The 13693-nt window shown below is 33.6% G+C and carries 17 protein-coding genes and 1 pseudogene; 8 read left to right on the top strand and 10 right to left on the bottom strand.

The features are described 5' to 3' along the window. The first annotated feature begins 16 nt into the window (after window positions 1-16). Window positions 17-1684, top strand: a complete 1668-nt coding sequence (locus LPC09_RS07660) for a ribonuclease J (protein WP_231309352.1) — start codon at window positions 17-19, stop codon at window positions 1682-1684. Window positions 1685-1794: 110 nt separating this feature from the next. Here LPC09_RS07660 and LPC09_RS07655 read toward each other — a convergent pair whose 3' ends face one another. The 3 genes from LPC09_RS07655 to LPC09_RS07645 are packed head-to-tail and all read right to left on the bottom strand — an operon-like array spanning window position 1795 to window position 4157. Beyond that, window positions 1795-2433, bottom strand: a complete 639-nt coding sequence (locus LPC09_RS07655) for a TetR/AcrR family transcriptional regulator (RefSeq protein ID WP_231309351.1) — start codon at window positions 2431-2433, stop codon at window positions 1795-1797. Between the two features lie 38 nt (window positions 2434-2471). Then, complete coding sequence (locus tag LPC09_RS07650; protein ID WP_231309350.1) at window positions 2472-3266, bottom strand: DUF2705 family protein; 795 nt, start codon at window positions 3264-3266, stop codon at window positions 2472-2474. 18 nt (window positions 3267-3284) lie between these two features. Beyond that, window positions 3285-4157: an ABC transporter ATP-binding protein gene (locus LPC09_RS07645; RefSeq protein WP_231309349.1), complete on the bottom strand. Its 873-nt coding sequence runs from the start codon at window positions 4155-4157 to the stop codon at window positions 3285-3287. Between the two features lie 297 nt (window positions 4158-4454). On the opposite strand from LPC09_RS07645, the gene LPC09_RS07640 reads away from it, so the two are divergent. The 3 genes from LPC09_RS07640 (at window position 4455) to LPC09_RS07630 (ending at window position 5912) form a co-directional block, all read left to right on the top strand. After that, entirely contained in the window at window positions 4455-4970 is a 516-nt protein-coding gene (locus tag LPC09_RS07640) for a GNAT family N-acetyltransferase (RefSeq protein ID WP_231309348.1), read from the top strand. Between the two features lie 223 nt (window positions 4971-5193). After that, window positions 5194-5634, top strand: a complete 441-nt coding sequence (locus LPC09_RS07635; protein ID WP_231309347.1) for a hypothetical protein — start codon at window positions 5194-5196, stop codon at window positions 5632-5634. Then, complete coding sequence (locus tag LPC09_RS07630; RefSeq protein WP_231309346.1) at window positions 5622-5912, top strand: YxcD family protein; 291 nt, start codon at window positions 5622-5624, stop codon at window positions 5910-5912. Before LPC09_RS07635 ends, LPC09_RS07630 begins: the two co-directional genes overlap by 13 nt. Window positions 5913-6248: 336 nt before the next feature. Here LPC09_RS07630 and LPC09_RS07625 read toward each other — a convergent pair whose 3' ends face one another. Together LPC09_RS07625 and LPC09_RS07620 are read right to left on the bottom strand one after the other, a co-directional pair. Beyond that, the gene (locus LPC09_RS07625; RefSeq protein WP_231309345.1) at window positions 6249-7115 is read right to left on the bottom strand and encodes a PhzF family phenazine biosynthesis protein; all 867 of its coding nucleotides are present in this window, start codon (window positions 7113-7115) and stop codon (window positions 6249-6251) included. Further along, window positions 7112-8149: a M42 family metallopeptidase gene (locus LPC09_RS07620; RefSeq protein ID WP_231309344.1), complete on the bottom strand. Its 1038-nt coding sequence runs from the start codon at window positions 8147-8149 to the stop codon at window positions 7112-7114. The genes LPC09_RS07625 and LPC09_RS07620 overlap by 4 nt, the downstream gene beginning before the upstream one ends. A 188-nt stretch (window positions 8150-8337) precedes the next feature. Here LPC09_RS07620 and LPC09_RS07615 point away from each other — a divergent pair, with 188 nt between their 5' ends. Further along, window positions 8338-8556: a hypothetical protein gene (locus LPC09_RS07615; RefSeq protein WP_231309343.1), complete on the top strand. Its 219-nt coding sequence runs from the start codon at window positions 8338-8340 to the stop codon at window positions 8554-8556. A 168-nt stretch (window positions 8557-8724) separates the two neighbouring features. Here the strand turns inward: LPC09_RS07615 and LPC09_RS27560 are convergent. Both LPC09_RS27560 and LPC09_RS07605 read right to left on the bottom strand, forming a co-directional pair. Beyond that, window positions 8725-8796 (bottom strand): annotated as a pseudogene (locus tag LPC09_RS27560) (YjcZ family sporulation protein); the annotation flags it as partial. A 135-nt stretch (window positions 8797-8931) separates the two neighbouring features. Beyond that, on the bottom strand, window positions 8932-9036 hold the full coding sequence (locus tag LPC09_RS07605) for a YjcZ family sporulation protein (RefSeq protein WP_121661060.1): 105 nt from the start codon (window positions 9034-9036) through the stop codon (window positions 8932-8934). A 225-nt stretch (window positions 9037-9261) separates the two neighbouring features. Here LPC09_RS07605 and LPC09_RS07600 point away from each other — a divergent pair, with 225 nt between their 5' ends. Next, complete coding sequence (locus LPC09_RS07600) at window positions 9262-9855, top strand: copper resistance CopC family protein (RefSeq protein ID WP_231309341.1); 594 nt, start codon at window positions 9262-9264, stop codon at window positions 9853-9855. Window positions 9856-9858: 3 nt separating this feature from the next. Then, window positions 9859-10941 (top strand): copper resistance D family protein, encoded by a 1083-nt coding sequence (locus tag LPC09_RS07595; protein ID WP_231309340.1) that lies wholly within the window; start codon window positions 9859-9861, stop codon window positions 10939-10941. 61 nt (window positions 10942-11002) lie between these two features. Here the strand turns inward: LPC09_RS07595 and LPC09_RS07590 are convergent, their stop codons facing one another. Then, entirely contained in the window at window positions 11003-12307 is a 1305-nt protein-coding gene (locus tag LPC09_RS07590; RefSeq protein WP_231309339.1) for an ammonium transporter, read from the bottom strand. Window positions 12308-12310: 3 nt separating this feature from the next. Continuing rightward, window positions 12311-12688, bottom strand: a complete 378-nt coding sequence (locus LPC09_RS07585; RefSeq protein ID WP_231309338.1) for a P-II family nitrogen regulator — start codon at window positions 12686-12688, stop codon at window positions 12311-12313. 207 nt (window positions 12689-12895) lie between these two features. Here LPC09_RS07585 and LPC09_RS07580 point away from each other — a divergent pair, with 207 nt between their 5' ends. Further along, window positions 12896-13057 carry a DUF1540 domain-containing protein gene (locus LPC09_RS07580; RefSeq protein ID WP_231309337.1) on the top strand — a complete coding sequence of 54 codons (162 nt, stop codon included), beginning with the start codon at window positions 12896-12898 and terminating at the stop codon, window positions 13055-13057. Window positions 13058-13190: 133 nt separating this feature from the next. Here LPC09_RS07580 and LPC09_RS07575 read toward each other — a convergent pair whose 3' ends face one another. After that, window positions 13191-13523 carry an antibiotic biosynthesis monooxygenase gene (locus LPC09_RS07575; RefSeq protein WP_231309336.1) on the bottom strand — a complete coding sequence of 111 codons (333 nt, stop codon included), beginning with the start codon at window positions 13521-13523 and terminating at the stop codon, window positions 13191-13193. Window positions 13524-13693 lie beyond the last annotated feature (170 nt).

The raw sequence follows: 13693 nt of genomic DNA, 5'->3' as shown, positions 1-13693 counted from the left end.
CATAGGAGGACATATGATGGCCACGGATCAATTATCATTATTCGCACTTGGTGGCGTGAATGAAATCGGGAAAAACATGTATGTGATTCAATATGCCGATGAAATCATTGTAGTCGATTGCGGAGGTAAATTTCCAGATGAAAATCTATTAGGAATTGATTTAATCATTCCTGACTTAACCTACTTAGAAGAAAACAAAGAAAAAATAAAGGCGTTAGTTGTAACACACGGCCACGAAGACCATATTGGAGGTATTCCCTACTTTCTCAAGAAATTGAATGTTCCTATATACGGAACACGTTTTACACTCGGTTTAATTGAATTAAAGCTAATGGAACATAATCTTGTAAGAGATACTGAATTGATTCAAATAGATTCTGAATCTACTGTAGAATTCAATAAAATTTCCTTAAGCTTCTTTAAAACTAATCACAGTATTCCAGACTGTTTGGGAATTGTTTTTCACACACCTGAAGGAGTTGTCGTACATACTGGAGACTTTAAATTCGATTTAACTCCTGTAAATGATCAACATTCAGATATCCACAAAATGGCTGAGATTGGTAGAAAAGGTGTTCTAGCTCTTTTATCAGAAAGTACTAATGCAGAACGTTCGGGTTTAACTCCATCAGAAAAAATGGTTGGCGAGCATATGGAGGAAGCTTTTATTAAAGCCACAAGAAAAGTCATTGTCTCCACCTTCGCTTCAAATGTTAATCGTGTTCAACAAGTCGTTGATGCTGCACTCAAAACCAATAGAAAGCTTGCACTTCTAGGTAGAAGTATGGTGAATGTGGTTGATGTAGCTATTGAACGAGGCTATTTAACCATTCCTGAGGGTATGTTGATCGAACCTAGTCAAATAAATGAGCTCGCCCCGGAAAAGGTCGCTATATTATGTACTGGTAGTCAAGGAGAGCCACTAGCTGCACTTGCTCGACTTTCCACTTCAAATTATCGTGACGCAGAAATACTTGCAGGTGATACTGTCATATTAGCAGCTTCTCCAATACCTGGTAATGAACGGAATGTCTCGAAGATTATTGACAACTTGTTTACACTGGGGGCTAAAGTTATTTACGGTTCAGGAAGTTCTACAGGAATGCATGTTTCAGGACATGGTTATCAAGAAGATCTAAAGCTTATGCTTACATTAATAATGCCAAAGTATTTTATTCCCATACATGGTGAATATAGAATGTTACATCAACACCGTTTATTAGCTGAGTCGGTTGGAGTAGAAAAAGATCATACCTTTATCGTAAACCTGGGCGATGTGGTTGACATTGAAAACCAAGAAGCCCGTCAAACTAGAAAAGTGCATGCAGGTAACACATTTGTGGACGGAATTGGCGTGGGTGATATAGGTGATATTGTTCTAAGAGATCGAAAACAATTATCCGAAGACGGTATGCTTGTTATTGTGATTACCTTAAGTAAAGCTGATAAAAAAATCATTTCCGGACCAGACACAATTTCAAGAGGATTTGTTTATGCCCGAAACTCTGAAGACCTCTTAAAAGATGTTAACCGTCAAGTAGAACGAATCATTAAAGATCTACAAAGAGAAAGAGTTCACCAATGGAACGTCATGAAACAAAACATCAAAAAAACAATTGGTCAGCATTTATATAAGCAGACAAAAAGAAAACCTATGATACTTCCTATCATTATAGAAGTGTAAAAGCATAGCAGTTCGGGTGGTGCCTGGCACCACCCGATTTTTTGTAGATTGAAACCAACAAAAAAGAACAGTATCGCTACTGATCTTTTCCCAACATGGTGAAGTTCATATCAACGACTTCCATACACACCATATTTAATAATATCAATATATTCATCAAGTTCCGGCATCATTTTTTCTAGTATATCGTCAAATTCTACCTGTTTACTTTCAAAAAGATGAACATATTTTTTAGTAACAGAATCTAATGCAAGCATAGTTAATTCTATTATTTTTTCAGGTGAGGGTTGACCTTCTAATAATTGTTTATCTAACAGCTTCGCTAAAAATTCTCCACTATATTGATCAGTATTCTTTTGTAACAAATTCTGTAATTGTTCTTTTAATTCAACCGGTGGATGAAGAGTAGCACTTGTAACGAGTTTTGTTTCAATTAAAAAATTATATTGAATTCGTTGTTTAATGAGAACAACCTCTTTTATTCTTTCAAAAAAATCATCCGTCTTAACCTTTTTTATTTCTTCGATAATCTTATCTCCGATTAGCTGCCTGCAATAGTCAACAACATATAAATAAAGGTTTTTCTTACTTTTAAAATAATGAAAAAGAATTCCTTTTGATATACCAGCTTTTGAAGTAATTGTCTCAGTTGAGGTTTTTTCATAACCGGTTTTTGAAAACTCTTCGATACAGATTGTTAAAATCTTTTCTCTCTTTTCATCAGGTAATTTTTCAAATGCAGAATACAATGTGTACACCTCAAATTAATTACTATCATTTTGTCTGATTATACAGCAATATCCTTTCGATGATAAGCAACATAGCTTAACACAATCATTATAGTAGCTATAGCTAACATGATACATAGATAAAGTGGTTTAATTGATTGATTTGCAATAATGTCAGCAGCATCGATATATTTGAAGAAACTAAAATATTTGAGTCCTTCTAAGTTTTCGGTAATACCAGATACTACACTTAAAAAATATGATAAAAAAACCAAGCCTAATGAAACAGATGTGATTGTTCTAGCCTTTTTCATTGTCGTTGAAAGTAAGAATGATATAGCTGCAAATGTAATATGCAGTAGAAAAGTTGCTAAAACAAGTAATATAAACGTTTTCATTGACGGATCATCATCAGCAAATTGAAAGCCAATGAGAGAAATCGCCATAATGATTATATTTAACAGAGCAATATTTGTCATAACAGCTAGCCACTTTTCAGTCATAATTTGCATACGAGTAATCGGCTTTGATAATAAAAATTCAATTGTTTTTTCATTTTCTTCCTTAGCGACAATATTTGAAGCTAACATAACCGCAAAGATACTCCCAAATAACGTTGTCATAAAGTGAACTTGAACTCCATAAAATCCGAGTAAAGATCCATAATCAAGGCGATCCATTCCAAATGCTTGTTTAAAAGAATCCGGGTAAGCATTAAGCAATTCCTTCATTGTTTCTTGATCCTGAGTAAATTGAGGATAAATGCTAAGTGTCATTAAAATGATTCCACTTAATGCAATCCCCCAAATAATAAGTGATTTTAAGTTTTTCTTTAACTCCCGTTGATATATCATTTAAATTCCCTCCCTTTCCTACTCATAATAATGAATGAAAACTTCCTCTAAAGAAGGCTCTTCTATTAATAAATCTTTCACATGTAGTGTTGACATCTTATGAAGAAGTCTATTTATGTCGCCACTATACAAAAAGGTCCAATCATCACCGTTTTTTACTTTATTCATTCCCTCTATCTCTTCAATTGCTTGCTCATTTTCAGCTTGAATGGTAAGGCTTATTTTTTTTACATTATTTTTAAGTAACTTCTCAACTCGTTCTACTTTTAATAATTTACCTTCTTTAATAATCGCAACACGGTCACACATTTTCTGAACTTCACTTAAGATATGAGATGAAAAGAAAATGGTAGTTCCTTTATCCCTCTCAATCTTTAATAGTTCAAAGAAAGTATGTTGCATTAATGGATCTAAACCCCCTGTTGGTTCATCCAAAATAAGCAATTTTGGTTCGTGAAGAAGCGCTTGAATAATTCCAACTTTTTTTCTATTTCCAAACGATAGATCTTCTATTTTTTTATTAAGGTCTAAATGGAGTTTCTTTGCTAATTCCACTATTCGTTGATTATTTTTATATTGATGAAATTTAGCTGAATACTCAAGTAAATCTAAAGCTTTCATATCATCATAGTAGTGAACTTCAGATGGTAAATAACCAACATTTTTTCGAATCTCCCTCGAATCTTTTACACTATCTTTCCCAAAGATTTTGGCTGTTCCGCTTGTTGGATGAATAAAATTTAACAATGTTCGTATTGTGGTGCTTTTTCCTGCCCCATTTGGTCCAATAAAACCGAAAATTTCTCCTTCATTAATTGAAAGGGTAAGACCATCAATTCCTCTGTTTTTATTGTAGCTTTTGGTCAAATTATTTATCTCAATTATGTTCATATAACTTCCTCCTATCCGAGGTCATATTGACTAATCAGTCAATATCAGTTTAATCCACATTGACTGATTAGTCAATGTGTTACAAAGAAAAAATAACTACATCTTTCTCACTAAAACTCTTGCTTATATTTTTAATACCCTTTATAATATTACACTGTTTGTTGCAACATTTTTTATCATACATGAATAAAATGAGAAGACACCATTTTATATAGATTATGAGATTATGAAGCTATATAATTTTACAACCTCTATATACCCGCAAAATCCAATATGACTATGAAAGGAGAGAAAATGATGTTTACTAAACTATTAGAAGATGATCATCGTACTGATAACCCAGAAGAATTAAAAGAAGAGTTAGAGGATCTTGAATTTCAAGTTTTTAGAATGCAGGACAATTTAAAAGAAATTGCTAAAAAAAGCAAGGTACTAGGTGTTGATCAAACAAAAGATGATAAATTGGTTATCGTTTATACTCCAGAAGACGACCAATCCTGCAAAATTATGTTATGCGACTGTGAGACCTCTTATAAAGGTAAGTGGGATTTTTCAATACACGCAACTTATGTTGATGATGAAACGATCCACATTGGCGATATTAAAGGACCTGCAAATAAAGGCTATGGTTCCATATGTATGGACTACTTAAAAGAACTTGCAATTGAGCAAAACATCCCTAAAATTACAGGTGACATCGCAAAAAGAGATTGGGATCATGTTGACAGACTTGTTCATTTTTATGAAAAACATGATTTTCATGTTGAAATTAATTATGACCATAAATCTGGTGAAATTATGTGGTATAGATAAATAAATGGATCATTTTGAATCAGTTAACGTCTTCAACTGAATCAAAATGATCTATTTTTTTGTTTTTAACTTCCTCTTCCTCTTGACATACTCCCCTTTTACAAGGATGGAATAAAAGATTGTTAAAAAAACTTTTCAAAAATGAAACCTTTCTATATGATAGACCGTAGTACTAATTGTCACAAAAAGTGACTGCTTATTTTTAAAGGGAGGAACATACACCATGATTAAGAAATTATTTTCAGCCATGCTCGCTATCACCTTACTTTTCACTCCAATAAGTGGATTCTTAGTTGGAGATCATGTTACAACAGTAAGTGCGAAGGGCTACAAATCTGGTAAAAAATCGTTTAACTCAAATACAAACAGCCCGTCACTCATCAAAAAAGATGATACTCAGCAAAAATCCTCTACAACAACAAAAAGTAACACTACTACAAAACCAAAAGCCGGTAGTTTAATGAAAGGTTTATTTTTAGGTGGGTTAGCTGGTTTATTACTTGGGGGATTGTTAAGTAATCTTGGAATTTTAGGTTCATTAATTGGCCTAGCTATTAATATTCTAGCCATTATTGCCGTTATTTTTATTATCCGAAAAGTATTTGCTTACTTTATAAATAAAAATAAGCGTAAACACAAGGAAGATACAATATGGGGCAAATAAAGCTTTCTGAGCAAAACATTGTAAATGCCTTATGTTTACACATTGCTCATAAAAGACAAATAAAACCTCAAGAGGTTGAGATCGAACTATTATATGATGATGATTATGGTTTTTCAGCTGAAGCATATATACATGACCGAAAGCAAATATTGATTACAGCCAATTTGATAGAGGCCATACGTTTTTGGTTAGAAACAGAAATGAATATAGATCCTTTTGCTGCTGCAATAGAACTAGTATTAGATGAAGATGAGGGAATAATTTCATTGATTAACTAACAAACCGAGTGGTTGAAAGCCACTCGGTTTTTATTTTCACATGAATCTTCGTTATAATTGTTATGATTGCACGCTAAAATTAAAGGAGATAGTAAAGCATTAGATCCCCAAGGGTACTATTTATCGGTTCTATTATTACAGATATTGTACTAATCATTTACCTTTTAACGTTAATTGATGAAATCGGTTTAGGATTTGTCCTTTTATTATCTGCTCTTCTGCTAGGCGGAACATTTATCACCTATAAATTTATGACTAAGATATAAATTTATAGGTAAGTTATGAAGAGTTCTCTTTCAGTTTTAGGAAAGAGAACTCTTTTAGTTTAGATGAAATCTAAAACCATTCACCTTTTGCGACCTTAACGACATTTCCTCCAACATGAATATTATAGTTTCCTTCTCTTTCTTCTGCTCGAATATGAAGCAAAGATTCTCTTTGAATCTCGTACCCCTGCTCAACTTTAATATCTAATGAGTTTGTTTGAAAATATTGATGTTTTAGCAAGTAACCTGCCAAACAACCAGTAGCACTTCCTGTTGCAGGATCTTCGGGTATACCGAAAACATCAACAAACACTCTTGCATTTAGGTGATGTTCTTTATGGTAGGTTTCTTTACTGAAAACAAGAATGGCTTTCGCTCTAGTTTTTTCGGTTAATTCGAGTAGTTTTTCTTGATTAATTTTGGCTTTTTTCACTTCAGTTAACCCTTTTAACGGAACAATAATAAAGGGGAGTCCTGTTGATACATCCTCAATGAGATAGTTGTCATCAAAATCAGCTACATCCAAGTTAAGTACCTCACTCAATTGTTCATATGTAAACGTTTGAGCAAAGCTCGGCTCATTTTGTTTCATCCAAAGTAGTTCAGATTTATCAAAAGAAACAGGGATATCTCCGACCTTTAACTTTAGTACAACTTCTTGTTCAAGTTCTTCCATAATCTCATTGCGAATGATGTAAGAAGTTCCCAATGTTGGATGTCCTGCAAACGGCACTTCTTCATTAGGTGTGAAAATTCTTACGCAGTATCCTCCATCCATTTTTTCATCAGTTTCAATAAAAGTTGTTTCTGAGAAATTTGTTTCCTTCGCAATTTTCTGCATTTCCTCACTGGACAAGTCCCCTACATTCCGAAAAACTGCCAACTGATTTCCTTTATATTTTTCTTCAGCAAAAACATCAACAACATAATAGATCACGCTTCTGTCAACTCCGATTGAACATAATGATAAAGTAGGCTTGAAGTATGCTCCAAAGATGAAATATGTGTTCTTTCAAACGCATGTGAAGCATCAATTCCTGGTCCGATTAATCCATGAATAAGATCATGTCCTGATCGTATCGCAGCAGAAGCATCAGATCCATAATATGGATAAATATCAACTTTATATTTAATTTGATTTTGTTTTGCTAACTCAATTAATTTTTTCCGAAGACCAAAATGATAAGGTCCACTTGAATCTTTTGCACAGATTGAAACTGTAAATTCATCTGTTTCTTGGCCATCCCCAATTGCACCCATATCCACAGCTAAATATTCAACTGTTTCACTAGCTATATTCGAATTTCCACCGTATCCAATTTCCTCATTATTCGAAATAAGGAAATGAGTTGTATAAGGCAGTTTAATATGTTCCATTATTATTCTTTTAATTAGTTGCAATAAAAGCGCCACACTTGCTTTATCATCTAAATGACGAGACTTAATGAATCCGCTAGGTGTTACCTCTACTCTTGGATAAAATGAAATAAAATCGCCAACTTCAATACCAAGATTTCTTACATCATCTGCATTATGTACTTCCTCATCTATCCTTACTTCAATATTCTTTTGATTTCTTTCTAGCTTACCAGCATCCTTATAAACATGGACAGAAGTTTGATGCATAAGGATTGTTCCAGTATAGGTTTTCCCAGTAGTTGTTTCAATCTGACAATATTCACCTTCTATAGAGTTATAGTTAAAACCGCCTATTAAATCAATCATTAATCTGCCATTAGATTTAATGTTTTTTACAATAGCACCTAGGGTGTCTACATGAGCCGTTAACATCCTATGTTGTGAATTGTTTTTTCCTGGTATGGTTACCAGCAATCCGCCTTTGTTATTTCTTATCATTTGTACATTCAAAGACTTTAAATACTCCTCAACAAATGAAATGACTTTAGCTGTATTCCCAGAAGGGCTTGGTATTTCAACTAGTTGTTTAATTAACTGAATTGTATCATTCATCGTTCGTTCTCCTTTTTATGGGTGTTATTATAATACGATTGTAACTTAGTTAAGAAACAAATAAAACTCGCATAAGGCAAGTCCTAGTTTACTTTTAATAATATTCCTCTTAACCTAGGATAATTTATTATTAATTGGGAAACTTAACGTTAGTTTTTTAACATATTTTTATTAGGAGGGAAGGAAATATGGATTTACATATTAATATGGAATTTGAATTAAGAGGAAATTTCATACCAAACATTAGCAACTCTGAAAGATTAAGAATTATTGACATTTCTAACGACAGTGTTGTAATACAAATGAACAATTCAAAAAGAAGAGGGATTTTCCCTTTAGACAGTTTCCATTATTGGGTTAAAAGAAAATCGCTTATTTTTATAGAGCAAGAGAAAAAAACATCGTAAAGACAATTAACCTTGTTTCTAATAATGGAAGCGAGGTTTTTTAGATTTTAAGATGATCCATTCTTAAAGTAATTTGATAACCTATTACCTAGTGTAAAATTCTAATTTATGTAGTATCTTTTTAATAAAGAGGATCTGACTAACTCAGACCCTCTCCCTTTGACGATCTTATAACCAAGCAGCACCAACGATAATTAGTAAAATGAACAATACAACGATTAACGCGAAGCCTCTACCTGCACCGTAGCCATAACCTGTTCCACATCCTGCACCATAACCGCCAAATCCTGCGCCATAGCCATAACCGTATCCGTAACCCATTCTAAATTCCTCCTTCTAAATATTTATAGAAACGATTTTTTTACGAATCAATTTTTAGTAACCAACGTAAGCAGAGCCTACAATAATTAGTAGGATGAATAACACAACGATTAACGCAAAGCCACCACCGTAGCCATAGCCTGGAGTTGCACCACTCATTAACAACACCTCCCTTTCGTTGTACTATTACAATATGTATCTGGGGACTTGTCTGTAAGGGCACCCGCACAGTTCTTCAAAAAAACTTTTAAATAATTATTTTTATCTAAAGAAACCCCTCTGAGAAGTTTTTGTTTGCTAATTTGTCAGAAATGGTTTATGACTGAAGAATGCATTCAATGCTAAAATGAGTAACAGAAATAACTAAATAAAGGATGTTTTGATATGAAGATCATAATGCTATCGCTACTCAGTTTATTATTAATTTTTCCTTTAGCAGTTTCAGCACATACAACTGTTAAAACTTCAACTCCAACTGAGGGTGAGGAAATCACGCAAGAACTAACAGAGCTTTTTATTGAATTTGCAGGAGAGATTGAAGACCAAAGTACATTGACCTTAACAAAAGAAAATGAAGAGCAATCCTTTGATACTGTAACAGTTCAAGGTAGTAAGCTAATTGGGACATTAAATAGTCCACTTACAAATGGAAGCTATGTGTTATCTTGGAAGATTGCAGCAAAGGATGGTCACATACTTACAGGAGAAATTCCCTTTACTGTAAATCTCCCAGCTACAGAAGAAAGTAATACTACAAATGGAGAATCTGATAAGGAAGCTGAAGCACCATCTGTTGAAGGGTCAAATCAAAATGACAATGAAAAAGCTTCATCAGTTGAAGAAGAGCAAGCTTCACCTGAAACTGAAACAAGCGTTGAAGAAACAACAAATAACTCTTCTTTCGTCACTATTTCAGTTATTATCTTAATAATTATATTAATTAGCGGGGTATGGATCTTATTTCGTAAAAAGAGGTAAATGATGAGTCAACTAATTCCAGTAACTGAATATGTATCGTATATGCTTTTTTCCTTTTTAGTTGGACATGTTGTATTACAATTTGTTCCACAAACACACAAACCTGTTATAACCGTAACTAAACAAAGCTTACTATTAGCTGTATTAGGAATTATTGTTTTAACTTTTCTTCCTGTATTACAAGTTATTTTATTTTTTTCTCCTGATGGGTTAATAAGCTTAACTTCCTATTCGATATTAACTGAGTTTCAGGTTGGCATCGCTTGGTTGTACGGAAGCTTCTTTGCAGTTTTATTGTGGATGACTCTTTATGTTGAGGGCTCTAAATATATTCAAGCATTTTTCTTACTATTAATGATCTTCTCAGTAGGCTATGCTAGCCATTCTTCAACACTTAATCTTTGGCCTGGATTATTTTCACACGCTATTCATTTTTTAATGATCACGATGTGGGTTGGTGTGCTATTACATGTTGGATGGCTTTCTAAAGAAGTTAAAGATTGGCATTTGTTTTTAAAATGGTTTACCCCTTTTTCTGTAATTCTGTTTTTCACAGTAACTATAACAGGCATTTTCCTTATGTTTTTTGTTGTTGAGCCAAGAGATTACGCCAATTCATGGGTACTCACCTATGGACAGATGTTACTTTTAAAACATTTAAGTATTATTCCTATTCTTGCTTTTGCATTAATAAATGGATTTTTAGCAAGAAAAACAAAAACAAATGATCAATTTAACCCCATAAAATGGGTACAATCAGAGACAATTATCTTAATGGTTGTATTTTTCATCACAGGTGTATTGGGAACATTACCTCCCCCACACCAAGTAAACGCGACATTAATTCAAGAAGGACCAGCACCATGGATAGAGTACTTAATTGGACAAAACATTACCGCTCCATTCATTGTACAACTTTCCTTTCATCTAGAAGCTGTCATTTTACTTATAATTGGAGTCATCTTTATCGGGTTGCTTCTTATTAGCTTTTATAAAAAGATGTCTCCGTTTATTGCTTTAGCTTTCGGAATAGTCTTTATTATTTCTACCTATCTAGGGCTAATGTTTTCGATTCTTATTAAATAAGAAAATTTTAGACCACAAAATATAAAAAGACGAACCATTTTAAACTTGGTTCGCCTTTTTATTATCCTACAATTTTCTTTTGATCTGTTCTTGCAACAGTAATACCTGTTGTTTCTTCAAAATTATATAAACTTGTTGGTAAATCTGTAAATCGTTCTAATTCATTGTAAGCAGGAATTCCGTGGTAAGACATGTCTAATCCTTCCTCTTCTTCCTCTAGTGTAGCACGTAAGCCAACAGTTACCTCTGAAATTTTCGCTATTGCTGCACCACCAATCAACCCCCAGACCGCTACAACAACTGCACCTAATAGTTGAACGCCTAATAAAGAAACTTGGCCTGTTGTAAATAATCCGGCTGTTGTATCAAACAAACCAACGGCAATAGTTCCAAATAAACCATTAAAACCATGTACCGCAACCGCTCCAACTGGATCATCAATTTTGAGATTATCAATTAGTAATGTTGCATAAATAACAATTACACCACTAATTGCTCCGATGATAATCGCACTCCAATGATTAACAAAGGCACAGCCAGCTGTAATAGCAACTAAACCAGATAGTACACCGTTAATTGTCATGCTCGGATCAGCTTTTCCAAATTTATTCATTGTTAATAATAATGTAACTGTTCCACCACTTGCCCCCGCTAACATTGTATTAATTGCTATGGATGCTAAAGATGTATTAGAAGCATCTAATGTACTACCACTATTAAAGGCAAACCAACCAAACCATAAAATAAACGCACCACTCGATGCTAACGGAATATTACTTGGTGCAAATACGTTGACGCTCCCATCAGAATTAAACCTTCCTTTTCTCGGACCTAAAATCTTAGCCATTGCTAATGCAGCAAAGCCTCCAACTGCGTGAATTGTAGCGGAGCCTGCAAAATCCTTCATTCCAAGCTGAGCTAACCACCCTTCACCATTCCAGATCCAATGACCTGACAATGGGTAAATGATTAACGTAATAAGTGCAGCTGCTACAATATATGCTTTAAAATTCATACGTTCAGCTACAGCACCAGAAATAATCGAAATACATGCAACAGCAAACCCCATTTGAAAAAGAACAAATGCTTCACTTGGTAATTCTATTCCTAAAGAAATTTTCTCAGGACTTCCAAATAAACTTGTTCCTATAAACCCAAATGCACTATCTCCAAACATGATGGCAAAACCAAAAACCCAGAACGCTAAAGCCCCAATTGTTAAGTCAACAAAAATTTTCATCGTTACATTAACAGCATTTTTTGTACGAACTAAACCAGCCTCTAATAAGCTAAATCCACCTTCCATAAATAAAACCATTGCTGCCGCTATAACAATCCAAACAGTATTTAAATGAATAAGCTCCATTGATTACATTCCCTCCTTAGCGGGAAACTCTCTTATAGTTAAATCATCAATTGAAACATCCGGTTCACCTGTGCGAATATTATAGGCTTCTAGAATAGGATATACATAGATTTTGCCATCACCATCTTCACCTGTTTGCGCAGATGAAATAATTGTTTTTATAGTTGGTTCCACCATATGATCAGATAATACAATCTCAAGTTTGATTTTTGGGTGCAACGTCACATTATAATTTTTGCCACGATAAACTCCCTTTGTATCTCTTTGCTTCCCTCTTCCTACAACTTGAGAAACTGTAAATCCAGTAATTCCTAAGTTCTTTAATCCCTTTATTGCTTCAGAAATTTTCTGTGGTCTTATTATCGCTTCTATCTTCTTCATCAATATCACCCTAATTATCTGTTAGATTTTCTAACATTGTATGTTATTGATTATAACATCGATAACTTAAGAGTCAATACTTAAAAAATAAAAGTTTTCAGATAAATTCAGCACTACTATACATTCACTAAAAATCAAAATACACCTCTTATACTGAATAGGATAGATCGAACTTGTTTATCCTAACAATGAAGGAGGTGTTTTATAATGGCACTAGACGTATTATGTGAAGTAAGCAGCTGTGTTCATAACATCAAAAATGAAAACAAATGTGGTGCATCTCAAATTTATGTAGTAAATCATAAAGAAAAGAATGCATCAAGCAGTGGAGAAACTGATTGTAAAACATTTGAACCAACTGATCTTTAATATGTATTTCGAGGCAACCATGACCGTGGTTGTCTCTTTTCACTACTATTATTGAAAATAATTATCATTATTATTCATCATCGGTAAAAAAACTTTTCCAGCAATAAAAAAAGCCAACATCATAAGACATTGACTAACCTTCTATATTAACTTTTGCTTCTTTAACGCTTACTACGTTATATAAACCACCTTCTGAGTTTACAATGTATTCTGGCTTTGGTTTACCTCTATTGGCTTTATGACCGGCGATATGAGCCTCACTTTTTTCCCATTGCTTCCAATATTCCTCTGATTTCCAACGAATCTGGACCATTACCTCTTCTTCACCACGTCTGACTTTTTTCACCATTACTGTTGCATCAATAAAGCCCTCTTGCTCTTCAATAATACCAGGCTTACTAAATCGATCAACAACTTGGGCTGAATTTCCCTCTGTGACTGTAATCTTTTTCACTTGAACAAACATGTAACCTCTCCAATCAATTATTTTTTGTTCTACTAATATTATAAGCGATAATGATTATCATTGTCTATTATTAAGTGGATATTTCAAATAGAATAATGAAGAAAAGGAAAGAAAGCCAATTCTTGCTCAAATGAAAAAGAAGTGACCGATTTCGGTCACTTCTTTTTCAC

Source organism: Metabacillus sp. B2-18, assembly GCF_021117275.1.
Taxonomy (GTDB): domain Bacteria; phylum Bacillota; class Bacilli; order Bacillales; family Bacillaceae; genus Metabacillus.
This window is presented reverse-complemented; position numbering and strand designations above follow the sequence as displayed.